Below are 22,479 nucleotides of genomic sequence, written 5' to 3' on the forward strand. Positions count from 1 at the left end.
TGAAACCGCAGCAAGATTACCACTATTTTTTGTAAATGCCGATCCTGTCGACACGCTTTAGCGACTCAGTCAGCCAGGGTTCAGTTTTTTGCGCCCGGGATCGCACCCGGGCAAGACGGGCTGTCTGACTCAGAACTGGTAGTCGACGGAGAGCCAGAACTGTTTCTGCTGGCCGACAAAACCGAGGACATCCTCATGGTCATGGTCCAACAGATTTTCTGCCCTCAGGGCCAGACTCCAATCAGGGCTTAGCTCGTAGTTCAGTGTCAGGTCTAGCAGCGTATAGGCTGGCAACCTGATGCGGCTGAAAGTCAGAAAGTTAGTGTCCAGCTGAGTCCCCTGGTAGCTAGCTTTAGCGTAGAGGCTTAAGGGGATTGAGGCATAGCGGTAGCGGGCCGTGATATGGCCCGAATGCCTTGCCCGGCGTAATTCCGGTTTCAATTCACCACTGAAGTCGGGCTGTTGCGAATCCAGATAACTGTACGCACCGCTGAATTGCCACTGTTGCCAGTTTCCGGTTATTTCAAGCTCCACACCCTGGCGTTCGCTGTCATCTGCAAGATTAATGGAACTGGTGAAATCCGCACTGTTACTGATTTCATCTTTCAGACGCGCGCTATACCATGCTCCGCTGAGTTGCCAGTCTTCGGTCAGTTGAATCTCAGCACCGACTTCCATACTGACCGATTGCTCGGGCTTCAGATCCGGGTTACCGACAAAACTGCCAGGGAAGTAGCCGAACAGTTCCAGAAACGTCGGGTTTTTAATCGCCTTTCCGACACTGATATACAGCTTGTTGCCTGGGCTGGACGAATAACTGATACCGGACTGATAGCTTTGTGCATTATCAAAAAAGTTATTACTGTCATGTCTGAAACCAGCGGACACGGACCAGTTGTCGTTAACCTGATGCAACCAGTCGAGCCCGATGCTATTTGCATCATTGCTGCGGGATTGATCAGAGAATCCAGCGGGATCCTGCTGGTTAAAATCCTCTTCTGTGCGTTCGGCGATGACACTGACATGACTGTGGTTCTTATATTGGTAACTTCCCTGCCAGTAGAGCCGTAATTTTTCGCTCTCATTGGCATTGGTGTAGGTACCATTGGCAACGTTCTGGTTGTCGTTATGATTAAGCTCCAGCCCTAAATCCTGTTGCCATTGACTGTCTTTGGGGGTGTAACGCCAATCCAGTTTGCCCTGATATTGCTCAATGTCTGTGTAATGATCACTGTCCTGAGGCAGGCCGGTCACCATATAGTCTGTCTCATCATAGTCGCTGCTGGCGCGGACATGGCGCAATCTCAGATTGATACGAGAGGCAGCAGTCGCCTGCCAGCCAAGGTGAGTGTTGAATTGACGGTTCTTGTAGCCATCCTTTTCGTCTCCCTGGCGCGAGACGTTCTGCCCATCTGACTGGTAATCGCTGAGGTTAAAGGCGTAGTGGAATTGCTGCTGTTGCCCCCTGGCACTGGCGGCCACATTCAGACTGTTGGCTTCGCCCGCTGCGACACTGACTCCGCCACTTAGCGGACTATCCGCTGTCAGCGTCGTGATACTAATGACCCCTGCCACGGCGCCATTGCCCCACAGGGCACTTTGCGGACCACGCAAGATTTCGATGCTGGCGATGTTGTCCAGGTGCAGGTGCGCAAAGTCAACGCCTCCATCGCTGAGATCATTGATCTCCACACCATCAACCATCACCAGTACATGATTGGCTTCACTGCCACGCATTCTGATTTGGGTTACTGCCCCCCGCGCCCCAGAGCGGCTGAGGCTGATGCCGGGCTGACCACGGAGTAACTCCGCCAGACTGATGGCACCCGATGCTTCTATTTCATCCCGGTCAATCTGCGTGAGTGCGGAACTTAACTGGCGCTGTTGCAGCGGATTGCTGGCGCCAATAACACTTATCGTTTCAATAGGTTGAGCATGAGTAAGGGGGCTGGCGCATAATGTCGCTTTCACGGCCATGGCGGCCGCAGAATGGAAATATTTCATATCATTGAGTCCAGATTGGCACTCCACCCGAGTGCGTTTTCTTTACACCGAAAGCTGTCGTTCGGCAACCTGATCAGGCCGGTATCCGGGCTGGCAAGACTCATTTGCTCTCACAAACAAGGTATTAGGCTTCACCCTATTCAGGTAAAGAAGCTAATATTGCAGCGCCTTCCCATCGTAAACCGACAGTGGCATCATGCTGCATTCTCTTGCGTACCGTTGCGGGGGCAGCGTCTGACATCAACCCTGTTGTCTGGTTGATGCAATGAACTTCCCGTTTAACTTTTGTCAGCCAATCTGCAGATCCTATCTACACATCGTCTTTTATCACCAAAAGCACCATAATCGGCGGCGATTATAACGGTATGCTCTAAAAAAGATAGCCCTGGTGACGAAAAACAGCCTTGTCAGATACAAGGCCGGGTTAATTCATACTGCTGTTTACTGGCATTCTCGCAGTGCTATATCAGGCGTGCGTTGCCATCATCGTGGCTGTTGCAATGATGCCGGGTAGGGACTCTGTCGGGTATTGACTATGCTATAGGCTGAAACACTTTCAGGAGCAGAATAATGACACAACGTTTTAAAAACTATGTTCATGGCAAATTTATCGATAATCGCAGTGGCGAGACCTTCGATGTCATTAACCCTGCCACCGGCAAATTGGCCTACCAGGTGGAGGTGGCGGATGAATCGGTGCAGCATGCAGCCATCGACAGCGCGCGCAAAGGTTTCGCAACCTGGTCTTCGATGACGCCGGTTGAGCGTAGTCGCATTCTGTACCGCGCGGTAGCGTTATTGCGCGAGCATAACGACAGGTTGGCGCGACTTGAAGTGATCGATACCGGAAAGCCTATTCAGGAAGCGAAAGAGGTGGACGTGGTAACTGGTGCCGATGCCATCGAATTTTTTGCGGGTCTGGCCCCCAGTATTGAGGGTAATCAGCAGGATCTCGGCGGGGACTTTTACTATACCCGTCGCGAGCCATTAGGAATTTGTGCTGGTATCGGCGCATGGAATTATCCCCTTCAGATAGCCTGTTGGAAGGCTGCACCTGCTCTGGCATGTGGCAACAGTATGATTTTTAAGGCCTCAGAAGAGACACCCATGGGTGCCATGGAGCTGGCCCGGGTCTTTACCGAGGCGGGCGTACCCGATGGGGTATTTAATGTGGTGCATGGCGATGGCTCGGTCGGTGCATGGCTGACAGAGCATGAGGCCATTGCCAAAGTCTCTTTTACCGGAGAGGTGGGTACCGGTAAGAAGGTGATGGCGGCAGCTTCCGGGAGTCTCAAGGATGTGACGATGGAGCTGGGGGGGAAATCCCCGTTGATCGTCTTCGACGATGCGGACATTGATGAGGCGGTGTCGGCGGCAATGTTGGGTAACTTTTATACCCAGGGAGAAGTGTGTACCAATTGTACCCGAGTTTTTGTGCATGAGACCCTCTATGACCGCTTTATGCAGACGCTGTTGACGCGCACCCGGGATAACATTGTGATGGGGGACCCCTTAGATCCGGATACAAACCTGGGCGCCTTGATCTCTGCCAAACATCAGCAACTGGTGCTCGACTATATCGAAAAAGGTAAACAGGAGGGGGCAACGCTGGCCTATGGCGGCGAAGCGGCCCAGCCTGATTCAGCTCCGAACGGATTTTTTGTTCAGCCGACGATTTTCACCGACTGTAATGATGATATGACCATCGTGCGGGAAGAAATATTTGGTCCGGTGATGTCGATATTGCGCTTTAGTGATGAGGAGGAGGTGATTCGCCGTGCTAACGGCACCTCCTATGGTCTGGCGGCCGGTGTGATGACGCAGGATCTGCGTCGGGCTCATCGTGTTATTCATCAGCTTCAGGCCGGTATCTGTTGGGTGAATAGCTATGGTGCTTCACCAGCAGAAATGCCGGTAGGAGGATATAAACACTCCGGGGTGGGCCGGGAAAATGGTGTTGAGACCCTGAGGCACTATACACAGCTCAAAGCCGTGTATATGGGTATGAATAAGCTGGAGAGCCCCTTTTAAGGCTGTTGGTACCCGCGCTACGGTGTTACCACCAGTCTGATTGCTCCTGTCAAATAAGTTGCTCGTTGGCGCTATACACAGGAAGTGGGGGCGCCGGCGGGGCTTAAATCAGCATGCCGGCGTCGGACAAAATGCCTTTAATAGTATTACGGTGTTTTGGTTATGGATGTAAACGGGTACGCTCAGAATTCGAGTTTGCGTATTTCTGAGCATAAGTAAATGCGGGTGTTACCGTATACATAGGGATTCTTGTCGTCATTCAGGCAGTAATGACGTTCAAAGCTCTCTAACTGGCTGCGATTTGAGGTGATTTCGAAAATATAATCACGCTGATACTCGCTCATATTGGCGATCATCGGGTCGATACGCTCCTGCAATTCAGACAGCTTTTGACGTTCACCCATTTGCGCAATGTGCGTGATCCAGTCTGACAAAGAATGTTGCATATCGGCAAGCAGATACTGGGCAAAAGAAGAGCGCAGGATCACCAGCAGTAATGCAATTTCTAACAAGAGTATAATGTTTCGTTTCATTGATTTATTCACCTCTGACTACGGCTTAAAGTATACGCCTGTAGGGCGTGCCTGCCTATACCCATTACTTATGCGCAGAGATAACTAAGTTTACTGGTTAATATTTAACCACCATGCCATTTTCACGGTTGGGAGTTTGACGCAGAGCAAAGCAAAGGCCGGTACCTGATGATATACTGCTGCTCATTCCGCTAAATGTGGCCGCTAATCACTGAAGGTGTGCTGCACTCATGCGCTGAGTGAACACAGCATTGTACGGCGAACGGTACGACAACGAGATCCCTATGAAGAATCAGATTCCTGTAAAAGATGTGACTCAGGTAAAAATTCATCAGCCTGAAAAGGGGCCGCAGCCTCAGGATCCCTCCAGAAAGCGAATCTATGTACGTGCTGTGCAAGGGCCACTGGAAACCTTTCGTCGTTACTTTGGCTTTATCTTTTTAGCGCTCTTTGCCGCGCTACCCTGGATTTCCTACAACGGGCAGCAGGCGATTTTGCTGGATATCGCTCAGCAGCGCTTCTCATTCTTTTCCCTGACGCTGTGGCCGCAGGATCTTACTTTGCTGGCGTGGATTTTTATTATTGCGGCCTTTGCACTGTTTTTTGTGACCACCTTCGCAGGGCGTGTTTGGTGCGGCTTTATGTGTCCGCAAACGACTTGGACCTATATGTTTGTATGGCTGGAAGAGAAGTTTGAAGGTGGCCGGCACCAGCGTATGAAACTGGATCAGCGACCGCTGGACTTTGATAAATTCTGGCGAAAAGCGTTCAAACACCTCAGCTGGTTGTTGATTGCCTTGCTCACCTCACTCACGTTCGTCGGTTACTTTACCCCCATCGGTGAGTTGTTCATTGATTTTATCCGCTTTGAAACCGGCTTCTGGGCTGCTTTCGCAGTGTGGTTTTTTACCTTTTGTACTTACGGTAATGCTGGTTGGATGCGGGAAATCATGTGTACCCATATCTGTCCTTATGCCCGCTTCCAGTCAGTGATGTTTGATAAGGACACGTTTACCGTAGCCTATGATAAGCAGCGTGGAGAGCAGCGAGGACCACGCTCCAGGAAAACCGGTCGAGAGGAACTGGCAGAAAAAGGTCTGGGCGACTGCATTGATTGTCAGCTGTGTGTACAGGTATGTCCCACCGGTATCGATATTCGTAATGGTCTGCAATACGAGTGCATAAATTGCGGTGCCTGCGTCGATGCCTGTAACGGTGTGATGGATAAAATGGACTATCCACGAGGGCTCATCAGTTACACCACTGAAACCCGCCTCACAGGTGGCACAACCCATATTGTGCGGCCTAAACTGGTGGGGTATGCGGTGGTCCTCACGGTCATGCTGGGTTTTCTGGTATTTGAAATTCTGACCCGGGTGCCTTTGCAGGTGGACATTCTTCGAGATCGTAACCAGCTTTATCGTGAGACCAATGACGGTCTGGTGGAAAACGTGTATACCCTGAAGATTCTCAATAAGTCACAGCAACAACAGCGCTACAGCATCTCAGTAGAAGGCCTTGATGAGCATCGTCTGATTGGCAACAGCGAAGTGACGGTGCAGGGCGGCGAAGTCTATGTGGAACCCGTGAGTGTCGCCACCGACCCCTACAATCTGGACAGCAGCATGCAGGACATTTTTATTGTGGTTGAAAGCCTGGATACACAGGGTGAACCGGTCAGAGTACGAACCCAAACGCGGTTTTTGTACCGCTGATGTCTGATTTCAGCTATGCCAACCTGACACCGGATCTGATCCTCGACGCCATTGAGAGCACCGGAATTCTGGTGGATTCTGGTCTGCTGGCCCTCAACAGCTACGAAAACCGTGTGTATCAGTTTAGCGATCAGGATAAGCAGCGTCTGGTCGTTAAGTTTTACCGACCCGCCCGTTGGAGCAGTGAGCAAATACAGGAAGAGCACGACTTTGCCATCGAGTTGCAGGACCAGGAAATACCGGTGGTGGCGCCCCTCTTGTTAGATGGTAATACGCTGCACCATTATCAGGGGTATGCCTTTGCCCTGTTTCCCTCTGTTGGTGGCCGTCAGTTTGAGGTAGATAATCTTGACCAGCTGGAGTGGATGGGGCGCTTTATTGGCCGCATTCACGGCGTTGCCGGCACACGTCCTTTTGCTTGCCGTCCGTCGATTTGCACGCAAGACTTTTTGCATCAGCCTCGTCAGGTATTGACGCAGACCATACTGGTGCCTGAATCACTCAGACTGCCCTTGTTTACCATTATGGACCAGGTCATTGACATTGCCGCTGAGCAGTTCCAGCAAAGCAGCTTCTCGCCAATACGTCTGCATGGAGACTGCCACCCTGGTAACATCCTGTGGCGGGACGGCCCTACCTTTGTTGATCTGGATGATTGCCGAATGGGACCTGCCATACAGGATTTGTGGATGATGCTCTGTGGTGAGCGCGGTGAGAGGTTATTACAACTGGACACGCTGATCGGTGCCTATGAGGAATTCTGTGACTTTGATCACAAACAACTGGCGCTGATTGAACCTTTACGGGCTATGCGCATGATTCACTACATGGCGTGGCTCAGCCGTCGCTGGGAAGACCCCGCATTTCCACAGGCGTTTCCCTGGTTCAGTACTCCGAAGTACTGGGAACAGCAAATTCTCTCTCTCAAAGAACAGCTCTCTGCTTTGCAGGAGCCGCCATTGAGCCTGATGCCCTGATTTGATTTATGGCTGACTGTCCCTTAGCATAATTTCTGTACAGCGGCTCAAAGCGCAGTATCAGGTTTATGCCGTACTTCACCAATGGAGGGAGTCATGTCAGAAACAGCAGGTACACAGAATAAGCTACGAGAAGTGACCCACGTGCCACAAGGTACCGCAGACAAGGTGCCAGAGTGGCTGAAACAGCAGCTGAGCCCGGCTGGAATTACCATCAACGGACCCAACCCCTGGGACCCCCAGATTCATGATCAGCGTTTCTATCACAGAGTTTTACAGGAAGGATCTTTAGGCGCCGGAGAAAGCTACATGGATGGTTGGTGGGACTGTGCCAGACTGGATGAGTTTTTTACCCGTCTGACCAGCCGCCATGTTGAAAAAGCGATTAGCGGGAAGTGGGTGGCACTGAAGCACTGGATGATGGCGAGGTTGATCAATCTGCAATCGGTGAAGCGTGCTTTTCAGGTAGCAGAGCAACATTATGATGTGGGCAATGATCTGTATGAGGCCATGCTTGACCCGACCCTGTGTTATTCCTGTGGTTATTGGCATCAGGCACAATCATTGTACGAGGCCCAGCGGGCCAAGCTCGATCTGGTATGCCGGAAAATGGAGTTGCAGGCAGGCGACCGTGTTCTGGATATCGGTTGTGGCTGGGGGAGTTTTGCCGAATTTGCCGCGCGTGAATATCAGGCCAGTGTCACCGGTGTGACCATTTCCAGGGAGCAACAAAAGCTGGCCAGGGAACGCTGCAAAGAGTTAGACGTCGATATTCGTTTGCAGGACTATCGCAGCCTTGAAGGACAATTCAATAAGCTGGTTTCTATCGGCATGTTTGAGCATGTTGGGCAGAAGAATTACGACACCTATTTTGCTAAAGCCCGACGCTTGCTCAAGGACGATGGGGTATTTGTGCTGCATACCATAGGTAAAATGGAGTCGCAGCTGGGGACAGACCCCTGGATCCACAAATACATTTTCCCGAACGGGGCGATTCCGTCGCTGACACAAATCAGCCAGGCCTGTGAGCCCTATTTTGTCATCGAAGACGTACACAATTTCGGGCCAGACTATGATCGTACCCTGATGAGCTGGCTGGAAAACTTCCTGGTCGCCTGGCCAGATCTGAAAGACAAATATAATGAGCGCTTTTACCGTATGTGGATCTACTATTTGCAGTGTTGTGCCGGTGCGTTCAGAAGCCGCAACCTGCAACTCTTTCAGGTGGTATTGCGTAAGCCCGGCTCAGGCTTAACTCGCTATCACAGCCCCAGATAATATAGGGGCCAGCTGCATCAAAGGCTCGCCCCTGCCTTACCTGACAACTCTTAAAATAAGAACTTCTGTTCTTAATTTCGCTGGATGCGGTAGAAGGCGCAGTACAATACGGGTACCACACCCAGTGTCATCACCGTACCAATCCCCAACCCAAAGGCAATGGCACTGGCCATACCGTAAAACAAAGGGTCGTTCCCTATTATCAGCGGCATCAGGCCCATGATGGTGGTAATGGTGGTCATGGCGATAGGGCGAACGCGCATCAGGCAGGCGTCAATAACCGCTTGATAATCAGCCTTGTCTTCCTGCTTTTCCAGGTTGATGCGATCGATCAGCACGATGGCATTGTTAATGATAATTCCTGCCAGGCTGTACAAGCCCAGTGAGACCATAAAACCGAAGGGCGCCTGCATCACAAACAGTCCGACGATAGCGCCAATAAAGGACAGTGGAATGGTCAGTACAATCACCATGGCCGGCCGGTAACCATTAAACTGGGCGATCAGTAATATCAGAATCAGTCCCAATACCATCGGCATACTGGCACTCAGGGCGCGCTGAGCAGCCGCTGACTCGGTAATGGCACCATCGTATTCAATGCTGTGATTAATGGAAAGGTCTTCGGCCAGGGCCTGAATGTCTGCATCAATCTGCTGCTGCAAGTCTTCGGCCGACATATGGATATTGCGGGCTTCGACACTTACCGTACGGAACATGTCTTCACGATGGATAATGGCGTACTGGTTTACCGGTGCAAACTCTGCCACCTGAAACAAGGGGACCGCTCTGCCGGTACTGTGAGAGTAAACATTACGGGTACGCAGCCTGTCGAGGTTAGAGCGCTCAGCGTCTTCGGCACGCAGCATAATGGGGATAATTTCGTCCTGCTCCCGAAACTCAGTGATGGTGAGCCCGGAAAAATAGCCCTGCAAGGCATTGGCGATGTCCTGAGAGGTGACACCGGCTCGCCTGGCCCGGTGCTGATCGACGCGCACTTCCACCTTGGTAATCCGGTTTTCCCAGTCGCTGCGAATGTCCAGTGTGTCCGGAATTTGCTGCAGCAATGCCATGATCTGCTGAGCCTTGTTGTAGATGACATCCTTATCGGGGCCCTTCACCTGAATCTTGATGGTGCTTGAATCTGATGGCCCGAGGAACATCTTTTTAACCCTGGCGACCAGGTTTGGGAATGAACGTTCTAATTCATTATTGAGCTGCAGGGCTAAGGCTTTGAGATCCTGTCCTGGATGGGTATTGAGTACGATAAAGCCTTTGTTCTCTGCGGGATCTTCGGGGTTGAGTGAGAGCACGAATCTGGGGCCGCTAAAGCCCACATAGCCGGAGTAGGATTCAATCACCTGATCGAAGCGCTCATGGTCCAGCCAGGCGAAGATTTCCTGCATCTGGCGATTGGTGGCCCGTGCGGAGGTGCCACTGGGTAAATCAATATTAATCAGAATCTGGGTTCGGTCGGAGTTAGGAAAAAACTGTTTCGGCAGGTGCCCCAGGGCCACCACAGACAATACAAATACCAGCGTCAGCGCACCCATGAAAAGGGCTTTGCGTGCAAGAATCCAGTGCAAAAAGCCTTCATAACGAGCGTATAAGGCTGGATGGCGTTCTGTCGCGGCAACCTTGTTGTCGGTATTGACCCGAATAAAGTAGTAACACAGCACCGGGGTAATACACAGGGCCAGCACCCAGCTGGTGAACAGCGTAATCAGAATGACCAGTGAAATAGAGCGGGTATATTCCCCGGCCACATGATCTGCCAGCATCAATGGCAGGAAAAACAGCACCGTGGTTGCCGATGAGCTTAACAGCGGCAGCGCCAGTTCCCGTCCACTCTGGCACATGGCGTTAAAGCGCTCCTGGCCTTTTTCCAGGCGACGTTTAAAATCCTCCGCCAGCACAATGCCATTATCTACCAGTAACCCCAGCGCAATAATCAGGGTGGCCAGGCTCATACGCTCCAGCTTTATGTCCAGAAATTGCATCAGAGTGAGGCTGGCCAGCATCACCATCGGAATGATGGTGCCCACAATCAGGCCGGTGCGCACGCCCAGAAACAACACCACAACCACCAGCACAATCGCCAGCGTCTGCAATACGCTTAACGAGACACCGTTGATGGTTTTTTCCACCTGCTCGGCTTGATACGTAGCGATATCCAGTTCATAACCTAACGGCAGTGTTGTCTCTATCTGATTGATTTTCTGCGTCATTCTTGGCGCGTATTCGAGAATGTTGTAACCAGGCAGCATGGCAATGGCAAAGAAAATCGCGGGCTCACCGTTAAAGTAGGCGGGTTTCACGGGTGGATCCTGAAAATCACGACGGATGTCGACGATATCTTTAAGGGCAATAAACTCATCACTGCCTGGAATAGTAATGTGGGTGTTGGCGATATCACTGAGACTATTGAAATTGCCTGATGGCTCAATAATAAAGCTGCGGGTACCGGTATCGACCTGGCCGCCGGGACTGATAATATTCTGGTTCTGCAGTTCGCCAATGAGCGACTGGGGAGATATACCCAGCTGGGCCAGTCTGGCATTGGATGCTTGCAAGTAGATTCGCTGCTCCTGCTGACCGAGCAGATCAATTTTCTTTGTGCCCTCCACGCCATAGAGGCTGTCACGGATATGTTTCGCCATACTGTGCATTTTGGCCATATCAAAGCCATCGGCGGTGAGCGCCAGGGTAATCACCGAAACATCCCCAAACTCATCGTTGACAACAGGGGTGCGGGTTCCATCGGGCAGGCGACGCTGCGCTTCGGTCACTTTATTGCGTAGATCCTGCCAGATCGCGTCCAGGTTAAAATATCGGTCATAAATTTTGACGTGAATGATGGATAAACCGGTTGAGGATGAGGAGGTCAGCTTTTTGACTTCCGGAATCTTGCGAATTTCTTCTTCAAGCTTCTTGGTGATCAGCTGCTCGACACGTTCAGGCGCCATGCCAGGATAAGACGTTGTGACAATGGCTTCGCGGATGGTAATGCTGGGATCTTCCTGCGCCGGCATTGTGAAATAGGCATAGATGCCGTTGATGAGCAACAGGGCAAGCACCACAAATAAGGTTTTGCGGTAATGAAAGGCCAGTTCAGTAAGATTCATAGCCGACCCTCAGTTAAACAATTTAACTTGCTGATCCAGCAGCGTCACCGGCTGACCATCCCGTAAAAAGGCGACACCAGCGGTGGCGATGATGTCACCTTGTTCCAGACCGGAGGAAATATACACTTCATTATTGAGCAGGTTTTCTGTCTGCACCTGTCGTTTATGAACCACTTCCTTGTCACTGTCATACACGAAAACATGGGCGGTTTGGCCGCTACCTGCCGCAACCGCCGACACCGGAACTCTGATACTTGAATCTGAATGACCGCTGCGCCCGCTGGCTTCAAAGGTGAAGTCCACTTCGGCGGTCATGCCTCCTCTGAGCCGGGGTGGCGCCTCGGTCAGTCTGACCACCACAGGGAACGCATTCGCCGCTTCGGCGCGCGTACCAATTTCACTGACGATACCCTTAACCGTGAGACCATCGGCGGCAGGAAAATGCACCGGAACCTGCATTTCCTTGCGCAGTTCCTGAATGAGGGTCTCCGGCACCATGACGCGGGCTTCCAGGCCGTGATTACCCTCTATTTCAAACGCCGTCTGACCGGCAGCGACTTGCTGTGAGGGTTCGATGATACGACGCGTAATCACACCGTCATAGGGGGCCAGCAAGATACTGTCCTGCAGATTTTTACGGGCGATATCCAGTTGCGCTTCAGCCACTGCTGCACCACTGCGGGCCGTCTCAAAGGCGCCCTTGGCGTTATCGAAACCTGAACGTGAGACGACGCCTTGTTTGAGCAGTTCGGCGTAGCGGTGATACTCATTTTCGGCCTCGGTCAGGGTTGCCGTAGCCTGAGCCAGGGATGCCTGTGCAGATTGCAGTCCCAGTCTGAAGCTGCGTTGGTCGAGGCGGGCCAGTTCCTGATCTTTACGCACCGTTTCGCCCAGTTTGACGCCAACCGAGGCGACTTTGCCATTCACTTCAAAGCTCAGACTGGCGGCTTCCACCGGTGCCAGGGTACCGGATAAGCGGCGTATCTGTTCAAGTTGAACCCTTTGTACCTCCATCCAGGCAATGGGACGGATGTGTTCAGAAGTGGGTGTTGTGGGCTGATTACAGCCCAATAAGGTTAAAACACTTAATACACACCAGACACTGCGCATAATAGGACTCTCAGGACAATTATAGGCCTATCCTACAGATCCGATCAGTCACGGAAAAGGGTTGCTGTGCATCTGGTTAGTTTTGACTGGGGCAAGAGTGTAAACCTTTGTTATGATGCTGCCATTGAGCCAACATTCAAAGCAAGGGATGACCATGACCTACCCCATTGGCACGCCGGGTACGCCCTGGACAGATAAAGAAAAAGCACAGTGGCTGGCGGCACAGGCGATCAAACGCAGCTATGAGGATGAGGTGCTGGTACGTTTAGATTCCCTGCCACAAGGCTTTGAAATAGAACAATATGGAACGCTTCGTTACCAGCAGGGTACGTATCCGCTGTTCGGGGTGAAAGCCCCCGGTTGGCAAGATGGCAGGCCTACGGCGCTGATTACCGGCGGCGTGCATGGTTATGAAACCAGCGGTGTGCAAGGTGCTCTTGATTTTCTGCACGAGCAGGCGATGGGATACAGTGACAGCCTGAACATTCTGGTTGCACCCTGTATCAGTCCCTGGGCCTATGAAACTATCAATCGCTGGAATCCTGAGGCACAGGATCCAAATCGCAATTTTACTGCGTACAGCCCCGTCGCCGAATCCTCCCTGCTGATAGCTTGGGTCGGTAAACAAAGAACAGATATTCTTACTCATATTGATCTTCACGAAACAACAGACTCAGATAACCTTGAATTCAGACCCGCGCTGGCCGCGCGGGACGGCGTCGTCAATCACAACTGGAATATTCCCGACGGATTCTACCTGGTTGGTGACAGTGAGCAGCAGCAAGCCGCATTTCAGCAGGCGGTACTGGATAGCGTCAGCCAAGTGACTCACATTGCAGAAGCGGATGCGCAAGGGCAACTGATTGGTACCCCCATCGCAAGGCATGGGCTTATCTATTATCCCACCAAAAAGTATGGCTTATGTATTGGTTTCAGTGATGCCCAATACAAGACGACGACAGAAGTTTACCCTGATAGTCCTAGGGTCACGCCACAGCAATGCAATCAGGCTCAGGTTGCGGCCGTAACAGGCGGGTTGGAGTATGTGATTCAGGCGCTGGAATAATCCCCCTTACAAGGCGCGTCAGTGTCATGGCGTCATTAGCGTGATGCGGCCCGGTAGCACGAAAATTCTCACCAAGGTGTAACCGCCAGGCAAAAAAAACCGCAGTCCGGGACTGCGGTTTTTTCATTTTACGGTCAAACAGGCTTAGTCGCTGCTTCTGGATGCGCGTTTGCGCTCGTTTTCTGTGAGCAATTTTTTGCGCAAACGAATGTGGTTAGGGGTGACTTCCACCAGCTCATCGTCGTCGATAAACTCCAGTGCCTGTTCCAGTGACATTCTGATTGGGGGTGACAGGGTCAGTGCCTCATCGGTGCCCGCCGCGCGAACGTTGGTCAACTGCTTGCCTTTAAGACAGTTAACGGTCAGATCATTAGAGCGGCTGTGTATACCGATAATCTGGCCTTCGTATACCTCTTCACCATGTCCGGTAAACAGGCGACCCCGTTCCTGCAAATTGAACAGCGCATAGGCCAATGCCTTGCCTTTGCCGTTAGAAATCAGCACACCGTTATTACGCTGACCGATACGGCCACCCACATGGGGCTGATAGCTGTCAAAGGTATGGTAAATCAGGCCACTGCCAGAGGTCAGCGTCATAAAGTCGGTCTGAAAGCCGATCAGTCCGCGACTGGGTACGAAAAAGTCGATACGCACACGGCCTTTGCCGTCCGGGTTCATGTCGCGCATCTCGGCCTTACGCAAACCCAGTTGCTCCATGATGGCACCCTGATGTTCTTCTTCGATGTCCACCGTCAGTGTCTCGAAGGGTTCCATCAGCTGCTCGCCATCCTTCTTGAGAATGACTTCTGGACGAGATACGGCCAGCTCATAACCTTCACGGCGCATGTTTTCAATCAGTACGCCAAGGTGCAGTTCACCGCGACCCGACACCCGGAATTTATCCGGATCCACCGTTTCTTCCACCCGCAGTGCCACGTTGTGCTTCAGTTCGGTTTGCAGGCGTTCCAGAATTTGTCTGGAGGTGACGAATTTACCGTCCTGACCGGCGAAGGGAGAGGTATTGACCTGAAAGGTCATGGTCACAGTAGGTTCATCAACGGTCAGTGCAGGTAAGGCTTCAACGGCATCCACAGCGCACAGGGTATCAGAGATTTTAAGCTCACCCAGACCACTGAGCGCAATGATGTCACCAGCAGAGGCGGTTTCTGCTTCGTACCTGTCCAGTCCCAGATAGCCAAAGACCTTTCCTATTTTACCATTACGTTTACTGCCATCGGCGCCCACTATGGTGACGGGCTGGTTCACCTGAACCTGTCCCTGCTTCAGTCGGCCAATACCGATAACACCCAGGTAGCTGGAGTAATCCAGCTGCGAGATTTGCATCTGCAGAGCGCCCTGTGGATTGGCATCAGGCGGCGACACTTTCTCAACGATGGCTTCAAACAACGGTGTCATATCGCCACCGGATGCGTTTTCATCGCTGCTGGCCCAGCCCTGCAATGCCGATGCGTAGATAACCGGGAAGTCCAGTTGTTGGTCGTTGGCCCCCAGATTGTCAAACAGATCGAATACCTGATCCATTACCCAATCAGGGCGTGCGCCCGGACGGTCAATTTTGTTGATAACCAGAATCGGGTTGAGGCCATGGGCAAACGCCTTCTGGGTTACAAAGCGTGTTTGCGGCATAGGTCCATCTACAGCGTCCACCAGCAATAGTACGGAGTCGGCCATCGACAATACCCGTTCCACTTCACCACCGAAATCGGCGTGTCCTGGGGTATCCAGAATGTTGATGCGGTAGTCCTGCCAGTTAATTGCCGTATTCTTGGCCAGAATCGTGATGCCACGCTCTTTTTCCAGCGCATTTGAGTCCATTACCCTCTCGTCAGCATCTTTGCGGCTGTCCAGGGTGCCGGACTGCTGCAGCAGTTTGTCTACCAGGGTGGTTTTACCGTGGTCAACGTGGGCGATAATGGCGATATTCCTCAATTTGTCGAGTGAGGTATGTTGTGAACTCATAATGCATTTCTCAGTAAGTGGCTTGGCAAAGGACAGAGCGGAGCGCTGCGCAGATGTGCAGATTTTAATCAACAGCCGGTTTTTCAGGCGGCGGATTGTACAGTTTTATCGCATAGACCAAAAGCAATAAATGCGTCTGTCTATCATAGTTGCCAAATGATGACCTTTTGATGACACCGTGAGCGCAGGCGCATCAGGTTATTGCACCAAAATGGAATTCGGCTACCTTTAGGTGCAGCAACAGGCTAAAGTGGTGATCTTTTTGGTGCACCTGTGCACTTAAATGGTGCAATCAGGCGTTGCATCACTCAATGTGCCCAGAGCGGTGCACCGGCAATGTGCGGTCTGTGGCCAAGTCAGGATGATTGGCACGATTATCGCTTTAAATGCGGTAACGGCGACAAGAGAATGTATTCAGCCTTTTAATATTCAACCTGGAGGACATAATGTCAGTACAAAAGGCCCTGGATTTAATCCAAGAAAGCGAAGCGAAATTTGTTGATCTGCGTTTTACCGACACCAAAGGTAAAGAGCAGCACGTCTCTATCCCTACATCACTGGTTGATGAGGAATTCTTTGAAGAAGGCAAAATGTTCGATGGTTCCTCCATCTCCGGCTGGAAAGGGATTAACGAATCAGACATGATTCTTATGCCAGACCCTGAATCGGCGGTACTGGATCCCTTCTCTGAAGAAACTCAGGTGAATATCCGTTGTGACATCGTTGAACCTTCTACCATGCAAGGCTACGACCGCGATCCTCGCTCTGTTGCAAAGCGCGCCGAAGACTACCTCAAATCAACAGGTATCGGTGACACCGTTTTGTTTGGCCCTGAGCCAGAATTCTTTATGTTCGATGATGTGCGTTTCCACACCGATATGGCGGGTTCTTTCTATGAAATCGACTCCTCTGAAGCGAAGTGGAACTCCGGTTCCGCTATTGAGGGTGGTAACCTGGGTCACCGTCCTGGTGTGAAAGGCGGTTACTTCCCGGTACCTCCCGTTGATTCAGCCCATGACATTCGTACCGCCATGTGTCTGGTAATGGAAGAAATGGGACTGCATATTGAAGCGCACCACCATGAAGTAGCGACAGCCGGTCAGAACGAAATCGCCTGTCGTTTTAACACTCTGGTGAATAAAGCCGATGAAATCCAAATCTATAAGTATGTTGTGCACAATGTTGCTGACGCCTATGGCAAATCTGCAACCTTTATGCCCAAGCCACTGGTAGGTGATAATGGTTCTGGTATGCACGTGCACCAGTCCATCAGTAAAGATGGTAAGAACATCTTTGCCGGTGACAAATATGCCGGCCTGTCAGAAGAAGCGCTGTACTACATCGGTGGTATCATTAAGCACGCCCGTGCCATTAACGCCTTTACCAATGCTTCAACCAACTCGTACAAGCGTCTGGTCCCCGGATTTGAAGCCCCAGTAATGCTGGCCTATTCAGCCCGTAACCGCAGTGCCTCTATCCGTATACCGCACGTGAGCAGTGCCAAGGCGCGTCGGATTGAAGTACGTTTCCCTGACCCAACCGCTAACCCCTATCTGGCCTTTACCGCGATGATGATGGCCGGTCTGGACGGTATTCGTAACAAGATCCATCCTGGCGATGCCATGGATAAGGACTTGTATGACCTGCCAGCCGAGGAAGCCAAGGAAATTCCGACAGTTGCCTCATCACTGGAAATGGCATTGGATGCACTGGATGCAGACCGTGACTTCCTTAAAGAAGGTGGCGTAATGTCTGATGATATGATTGATGCCTACATCGGTCTGAAGCGTGATGAAGTGGAGAAACTGGCCATGAGCACGCACCCGGTTGAGTTTGATATGTACTACAGCGTGTAAACGCAGCGTAGACAAGAAAGAGCCCGCGAAAGCGGGCTTTTTTATGTCTGGGAATAAACACACATACCCAGAGACTACAGCGAAGGCGTAAAAAAAGGCGTAAACTGGTAAGGCTGCGTGGCTGAAAAACGGGTAAAGGAGGCACAATGCGATACTGCTGGCTAGGTTTACTGATGCTGTCGTTCGCGATACCGGCAAGCACCTTATATAAGGTAGTGAAGGCGGATGGTTCCGTTATGTACACCGACCAGCCTGTGGCTGGTGCAGAGCCCGTGGCGTTGCCCAGGGTCAATATGGCGGGGTCACTGGCACCCAAGATCAAGACGCAAACCTCAGAGAAAAGTCCGCAGCGCCCACCCACCGAGTATCAGCTGAGTATTCTTTTCCCCAAACCGCAGCAAACACTCCGTGACAACCGGGGGAACATTACCGTTGTTGCCCAATTGCAGCCGGATACCCGAGCTGCGGGAATCTTCGAATTGCATTTGGATGGAGCGTTAGTTGCGGCCAATCCTACCCCGCAGTTTGAGCTTGAAGGTGTCAACCGAGGGGCTCATACCATCGAAGTGCGCTATGTTGATAATTCAGGCAAGGTCTTTGCATCATCCTCTCCAACAGAGTTTTTCCTGCACCAGGCATCGGTACTCAATAGACCTTGAGGCGCCTCCCTCAGGCACAACGGGGCTTTTGAGGAGACCGATGCAAAAAAGGTAAAGTTATCTTGCACTATATTGGTGCATTGCTATCTTTGCAGGCAGAGTCAAATCAAAAGGGGATGGGGTGACGACCTGGTCAGCACAAAATCTGGTAAGTAATTTGTCGGTGGGCATTCTGGTGATCGACGACACGCTGAGTGTCTGTTTTGCCAATGCCGCCGCCGAGTCCTTTTTTGAGCAGAGCTGTAATCAGTTGCAGGGGCAGCTTCTCAGTAAACTGTTCCTGCATTCGAGTCTGGATTCGCAAAGACTGGAAAATGCCTTGCAGTACCGCGACAGTTTCTCTGACAGTGAGGTACAACTGACTTTTCACGACGGCCGTCACACGCTGGCCGAGATCACTGCCACCAGTATGGAAAAAGACGACAACAGTTACCTCCTGCTGGAAATCAAACAGATCGATAACCTTAAGCGTATCAGCCAGGAAAATCAGCAGTGGGCCCAGCAGCAGGCGGCTCGGGATTTGGTCAGAGGGTTAGCCCATGAAATTAAAAACCCGCTGGGTGGCTTGCGTGGCGCTGCGCAGTTGCTGGAAAAAGAACTGCTGGATGACGAACTCAGAGAGTACACCGGGCTTATCATTGAGCAGTCTGACCGGCTCAGGAATCTGGTAGACCGGCTGCTGGGACCAAATCAACTGCCTCGCTTTCAGTGGCATAACCTACATAAAGTGCTGGAGAAAATTCGCACGCTGCTGAGCCTGGATGATATTGCCGATGTGCAACTGTACCGCGACTATGATCCTAGTATTCCGGATGTGTGGATTGATGATGAGAAAATCCAGCAGGCGGTATTAAACATTGCCCGCAATGCCGTGCAGGCACTGAACGGTAAAGGACGCATCGACTTTATCACCCGCATTGAACGACAGGTGACCATACATGGGCAGCGCTATCCCCTGTGTGCCCGTATTCGTATTATCGACAATGGTCCGGGTATCCCGGAACACCTCAAAGACACGCTTTTCTACCCCATGACCACGGGTAATCAGGATGGCACCGGCCTGGGGTTGTCTATCGCTCAGACCCTGATTGATCACCACAGGGGGAAAATCGAAGTGGATAGCTGGCCCGGTCACACCGAATTTACCATTTACCTGCCAATAGATAAAAAGGAGCCAGCCTGATGAGTGCTGCACCGGTTTGGATAGTTGACGACGACAGCTCGATCCGCTGGGTCTTACAAAAGGCACTGAAAAGTGCCGATATTGAATGCTACAGCTTTGAAAATCCGGAAGATTTGTTGTTGCAGCTGAATACCGAACAACCGCCCCAGGTGATTGTGTCAGATATTCGTATGCCTCAGATGGATGGCATGACCCTGTTGCAGGAAGTGCACAAACAGTTCGCCAATATGCCGGTGATCATCATGACGGCTCATTCCGATCTGGACAGTGCGGTGAACGCTTACCAAAGTGGCGCCTTCGAATACCTGCCCAAGCCTTTTGACATCGATGATGCCGTGAACCTGGTCAAGCGGGCCTTGTCGCATGCCCGTGAGCAACTCAAACAGCAACTGCATCAGGAGCCGGAAATTGCCACGGAGATCATTGGTGAGGCACCGGCCATGCAGGAAGTGTTTCGTGCCATTGGCCGCTTGTCCCGCTCCAGCATCAGTGTGCTGATCAACGGTGAATCGGGCACGGGTAAAGAATTGGTTGCGCAGGCGTTGCACCGTCATAGCCCCAGAGCGAAAGAACCTTTTATTGCTCTGAATATGGCGGCGATCCCCACTGATCTGATCGAATCCGAATTGTTTGGTCATGAAAAAGGTGCCTTTACCGGCGCGCAAACGACACGTCAGGGTCGCTTTGAGCAGGCCAATGGCGGCACCCTGTTTCTGGATGAAATCGGAGATATGCCATTAGATGTGCAAACCCGCTTGCTGCGTGTGCTCGCCGATGGTCAGTTTTACCGCGTAGGGGGGCACAGTTCGGTGACGGTGGATGTGCGCATTATTGCAGCGACCCACCAGAATCTTGAACAACGTGTGGCGCAGGGTAAGTTTCGTGAAGATCTCTTTCACCGCCTTAATGTGATTCGCATTCATATTCCACGTCTTTCCGAGCGCCGTGAGGATATTCCGTTGCTGGCAGGGCATTTTCTGATAAAGGCCGCCAAAGAGCTGGAAGTGGAAGCGAAAGTGATGGGAAAGGAAACCCGCCAGATCCTGAGCCAGTTGCCCTGGCCGGGCAATGTCCGGCAGCTGGAAAACCTGTGCCGATGGCTGACAGTGATGGCCAGTGGTCAGGAAATTATTCCGGCCGATCTGCCACCTGAGTTGTATGAACAGCCTCTGAGTAAAGAGGCGCAGCAACAGGGGGGCAACTGGCAGTCTCTTTTGAGTCACTGGGCTGACAAGCAGCTTCAGGCCGGTGAAAATGACATCCTGTGTGAAGCGCAGAGATTAATGGAAAAAATTCTGCTCGAGCGGGCCCTGCATCATACCCATGGCCACAAACAGGAAGCAGCAAAAAAACTCGGTTGGGGTCGCAATACGCTGACGCGCAAATTAAAAGAGCTGGATGTGCAATAGGGCAGATTTGGTATAGGGTTATCATAAATGTCTTTTTTTAAGGGCGCTTATGAGCCGATACTTGCTGGGCATAGACCAGGGCACCACCAGTTCCCGTGCCATTCTGGTGGACCACAACGGCCATGTGGTCGATATTGAACAGCAGGATTTTGCACAGCACTACCCGCAATCGGGATGGGTAGAACACCAGCCTGAGGATCTCTGGCAAAGCGTTTTACAGTGTTGTAGCACCCTTGTGCGCCGTCATCAGTTAAGCGCAGCAGATCTGACCGGTATCGGCATCACCAATCAGCGCGAAACCACCTTATTATGGGACAAAGACACCGGCCAGCCTGTTTATAATGCCATTGTCTGGCAGGACCGGCGCACAGCCGAATATTGCCAGCAACTGGCTGAGGATAATCCTGGACTGGAGGCGCGCATCCAGGCAAAGACCGGCTTGCTGTTGGATCCCTATTTTTGTGCCAGCAAAATCCACTGGGTGCTTGAAAATGTAAAAGGCGCCAGAGACCGAGCCGCTCAGGGACAGTTGCTTTTTGGTACCGTGGAAACCTATCTACTGTGGAAGCTTACCGGTGGCAAATGCCACTGCACGGATGCCAGTAATGCTTCACGCACCCTGCTATTCGATATTCATGCACAGGAGTGGGATGAAGAACTATTAGTCTTGTTCAATATTCCGCGCACCCTACTTCCGGAAGTGCATGACAATGCCAGTGACTTTGGTCATACACAGTCCGACCTGCTAGGCGGACCGGTACCCATTCTGGCAATGGCAGGAGACCAGCAGGCGGCGCTGGTCGGGCAGGGGTGTTTTTCCCCTGGCATGGCAAAGAGCACCTATGGCACCGGCTGTTTCGTTATGGTCAATACAGGCGAGCAGGCATTGTACTCTCAGCATCGCTTGCTAACGACAGTCGCTTATCGCATCGAGGGTAAGGTGACTTATGCACTGGAAGGCAGCATTTTTATGGCTGGCGCGACGATTCAATGGCTCAGGGATGGACTTAATCTGATACAGCAGGCGGGAGAGTCTGAAGCGCTGGCCAGAGAAGTGGGCACTGAACATGATGTTATCCTGGTGCCGGCTTTCACTGGTCTTGGGGCACCCTACTGGGATCCGGATGCGCGGGGTGCCATTCTGGGGCTGACACGGGATACGGGGATTAAGGAAATCGTCAGTGCCGGTCTGCAGTCCGTCTGTTACCAGAGTAAAGATTTGCAAAAAGCCATGGAGGCTGACGGTGTGCGGCCCACAGATTGGCGGGTAGACGGAGGGATGGTTAGCAACGATTGGCTTATGCAGTTTCTGGCCGATATGCTTGGTGCCAATGTCAGGCGCAGCAATGTGGCTGAAACCACAGCTCTGGGGGCGGCGTATCTGGCTGGCTTGCAGGCCGGAGTATTTACATCGCTGGCGCATATCAGTCAGCTATGGAAAGAAGACAAGGCGTTTACACCTGAAATCAGTAAAGCCGACCGTGATCGACTATATCGACACTGGCAAGAAGGGGTCAGACGCATTCAGACCCGTTCAGATTAAGGCCTGACGCAGC

At 51.9% G+C, this 22,479-nt stretch carries 15 protein-coding genes and 1 riboswitch; of the genes, 10 read left to right on the plus strand and 5 right to left on the minus strand.

Annotated elements, in window-relative coordinates; translation table 11 throughout:
- Positions 1-129: 129 nt before the first annotated feature.
- On the minus strand, positions 130-2,004 hold the full coding sequence (locus CCY32_RS04925) for a TonB-dependent receptor (RefSeq protein WP_088329478.1): 1,875 nt from the start codon (positions 2,002-2,004) through the stop codon (positions 130-132).
- A 58-nt stretch (positions 2,005-2,062) separates the two neighbouring features.
- A riboswitch (cobalamin riboswitch) is annotated at positions 2,063-2,329 on the minus strand.
- Positions 2,330-2,574: 245 nt separating this feature from the next.
- On the opposite strand from CCY32_RS04925, the gene betB reads away from it, so the two are divergent.
- A complete protein-coding gene (betB, locus tag CCY32_RS04930; RefSeq protein ID WP_088329479.1) occupies positions 2,575-4,035 on the plus strand; it encodes a betaine-aldehyde dehydrogenase in 1,461 nt (486 codons plus the stop codon).
- Positions 4,036-4,217: 182 nt separating this feature from the next.
- Here betB and CCY32_RS04935 read toward each other — a convergent pair whose 3' ends face one another.
- Positions 4,218-4,568: a hypothetical protein gene (locus CCY32_RS04935; RefSeq protein WP_088329480.1), complete on the minus strand. Its 351-nt coding sequence runs from the start codon at positions 4,566-4,568 to the stop codon at positions 4,218-4,220.
- 284 nt (positions 4,569-4,852) lie between these two features.
- On the opposite strand from CCY32_RS04935, the gene ccoG reads away from it, so the two are divergent.
- The 3 genes from ccoG to cfa all read left to right on the plus strand — a co-directional run bounded on the left by ccoG (position 4,853) and on the right by cfa (position 8,538).
- Entirely contained in the window at positions 4,853-6,283 is a 1,431-nt protein-coding gene (gene ccoG, locus CCY32_RS04940) for a cytochrome c oxidase accessory protein CcoG (protein ID WP_088329481.1), read from the plus strand.
- The gene (locus CCY32_RS04945; protein WP_088329482.1) at positions 6,283-7,260 is read left to right on the plus strand and encodes a serine/threonine protein kinase; all 978 of its coding nucleotides are present in this window, start codon (positions 6,283-6,285) and stop codon (positions 7,258-7,260) included. Before ccoG ends, CCY32_RS04945 begins: the two co-directional genes overlap by 1 nt.
- A gap of 96 nt (positions 7,261-7,356) precedes the next feature.
- On the plus strand, positions 7,357-8,538 hold the full coding sequence (gene cfa / locus CCY32_RS04950; RefSeq protein WP_088329483.1) for a cyclopropane fatty acyl phospholipid synthase: 1,182 nt from the start codon (positions 7,357-7,359) through the stop codon (positions 8,536-8,538).
- Positions 8,539-8,609: 71 nt separating this feature from the next.
- Here cfa and CCY32_RS04955 read toward each other — a convergent pair whose 3' ends face one another.
- Positions 8,610-11,660: an efflux RND transporter permease subunit gene (locus CCY32_RS04955; protein ID WP_088329484.1), complete on the minus strand. Its 3,051-nt coding sequence runs from the start codon at positions 11,658-11,660 to the stop codon at positions 8,610-8,612.
- A 9-nt stretch (positions 11,661-11,669) separates the two neighbouring features.
- A complete protein-coding gene (locus CCY32_RS04960) occupies positions 11,670-12,770 on the minus strand; it encodes an efflux RND transporter periplasmic adaptor subunit (RefSeq protein WP_088329485.1) in 1,101 nt (366 codons plus the stop codon).
- 148 nt (positions 12,771-12,918) lie between these two features.
- Here CCY32_RS04960 and CCY32_RS04965 point away from each other — a divergent pair, with 148 nt between their 5' ends.
- Entirely contained in the window at positions 12,919-13,836 is a 918-nt protein-coding gene (locus tag CCY32_RS04965) for a M14 family metallocarboxypeptidase (RefSeq protein ID WP_088329486.1), read from the plus strand.
- Positions 13,837-13,980: 144 nt separating this feature from the next.
- Here CCY32_RS04965 and typA read toward each other — a convergent pair whose 3' ends face one another.
- Entirely contained in the window at positions 13,981-15,816 is a 1,836-nt protein-coding gene (gene typA / locus CCY32_RS04970) for a translational GTPase TypA (protein WP_088329487.1), read from the minus strand.
- Between the two features lie 446 nt (positions 15,817-16,262).
- Here typA and glnA point away from each other — a divergent pair, with 446 nt between their 5' ends.
- The 5 genes from glnA to glpK all read left to right on the plus strand — a co-directional run bounded on the left by glnA (position 16,263) and on the right by glpK (position 22,466).
- Complete coding sequence (glnA, locus tag CCY32_RS04975; RefSeq protein ID WP_088329488.1) at positions 16,263-17,672, plus strand: glutamate--ammonia ligase; 1,410 nt, start codon at positions 16,263-16,265, stop codon at positions 17,670-17,672.
- A gap of 173 nt (positions 17,673-17,845) precedes the next feature.
- Complete coding sequence (locus CCY32_RS04980) at positions 17,846-18,331, plus strand: DUF4124 domain-containing protein (RefSeq protein WP_168171424.1); 486 nt, start codon at positions 17,846-17,848, stop codon at positions 18,329-18,331.
- A 121-nt stretch (positions 18,332-18,452) separates the two neighbouring features.
- Positions 18,453-19,514: a nitrogen regulation protein NR(II) gene (gene glnL / locus CCY32_RS04985; RefSeq protein ID WP_168171425.1), complete on the plus strand. Its 1,062-nt coding sequence runs from the start codon at positions 18,453-18,455 to the stop codon at positions 19,512-19,514.
- A complete protein-coding gene (gene glnG, locus CCY32_RS04990; protein ID WP_088329491.1) occupies positions 19,514-20,923 on the plus strand; it encodes a nitrogen regulation protein NR(I) in 1,410 nt (469 codons plus the stop codon). The genes glnL and glnG overlap by 1 nt, the downstream gene beginning before the upstream one ends.
- A 49-nt stretch (positions 20,924-20,972) precedes the next feature.
- Positions 20,973-22,466: a glycerol kinase GlpK gene (glpK, locus tag CCY32_RS04995; protein ID WP_088329492.1), complete on the plus strand. Its 1,494-nt coding sequence runs from the start codon at positions 20,973-20,975 to the stop codon at positions 22,464-22,466.
- The last annotated feature ends 13 nt before the right edge of the window (positions 22,467-22,479 follow it).

This window comes from Lacimicrobium sp. SS2-24, assembly GCF_002201535.1.
Lineage (GTDB): Bacteria > Pseudomonadota > Gammaproteobacteria > Enterobacterales > Alteromonadaceae > Lacimicrobium.

Coding starts and splice junctions, on each gene's coding strand:
- CCY32_RS04925 (WP_088329478.1), bottom strand. CDS start 2,004: ATGAAATATTTCCATTCTGCGGCCGCCATGGCCGTGAAAGCGACATTA.
- betB (WP_088329479.1), top strand. CDS start 2,575: ATGACACAACGTTTTAAAAACTATGTTCATGGCAAATTTATCGATAAT.
- CCY32_RS04935 (WP_088329480.1), bottom strand. CDS start 4,568: ATGAAACGAAACATTATACTCTTGTTAGAAATTGCATTACTGCTGGTG.
- ccoG (WP_088329481.1), top strand. CDS start 4,853: ATGAAGAATCAGATTCCTGTAAAAGATGTGACTCAGGTAAAAATTCAT.
- CCY32_RS04945 (WP_088329482.1), top strand. CDS start 6,283: ATGTCTGATTTCAGCTATGCCAACCTGACACCGGATCTGATCCTCGAC.
- cfa (WP_088329483.1), top strand. CDS start 7,357: ATGTCAGAAACAGCAGGTACACAGAATAAGCTACGAGAAGTGACCCAC.
- CCY32_RS04955 (WP_088329484.1), bottom strand. CDS start 11,660: ATGAATCTTACTGAACTGGCCTTTCATTACCGCAAAACCTTATTTGTG.
- CCY32_RS04960 (WP_088329485.1), bottom strand. CDS start 12,770: ATGCGCAGTGTCTGGTGTGTATTAAGTGTTTTAACCTTATTGGGCTGT.
- CCY32_RS04965 (WP_088329486.1), top strand. CDS start 12,919: ATGACCATGACCTACCCCATTGGCACGCCGGGTACGCCCTGGACAGAT.
- typA (WP_088329487.1), bottom strand. CDS start 15,816: ATGAGTTCACAACATACCTCACTCGACAAATTGAGGAATATCGCCATT.
- glnA (WP_088329488.1), top strand. CDS start 16,263: ATGTCAGTACAAAAGGCCCTGGATTTAATCCAAGAAAGCGAAGCGAAA.
- CCY32_RS04980 (WP_168171424.1), top strand. CDS start 17,846: ATGCTGTCGTTCGCGATACCGGCAAGCACCTTATATAAGGTAGTGAAG.
- glnG (WP_088329491.1), top strand. CDS start 19,514: ATGAGTGCTGCACCGGTTTGGATAGTTGACGACGACAGCTCGATCCGC.
- glpK (WP_088329492.1), top strand. CDS start 20,973: ATGAGCCGATACTTGCTGGGCATAGACCAGGGCACCACCAGTTCCCGT.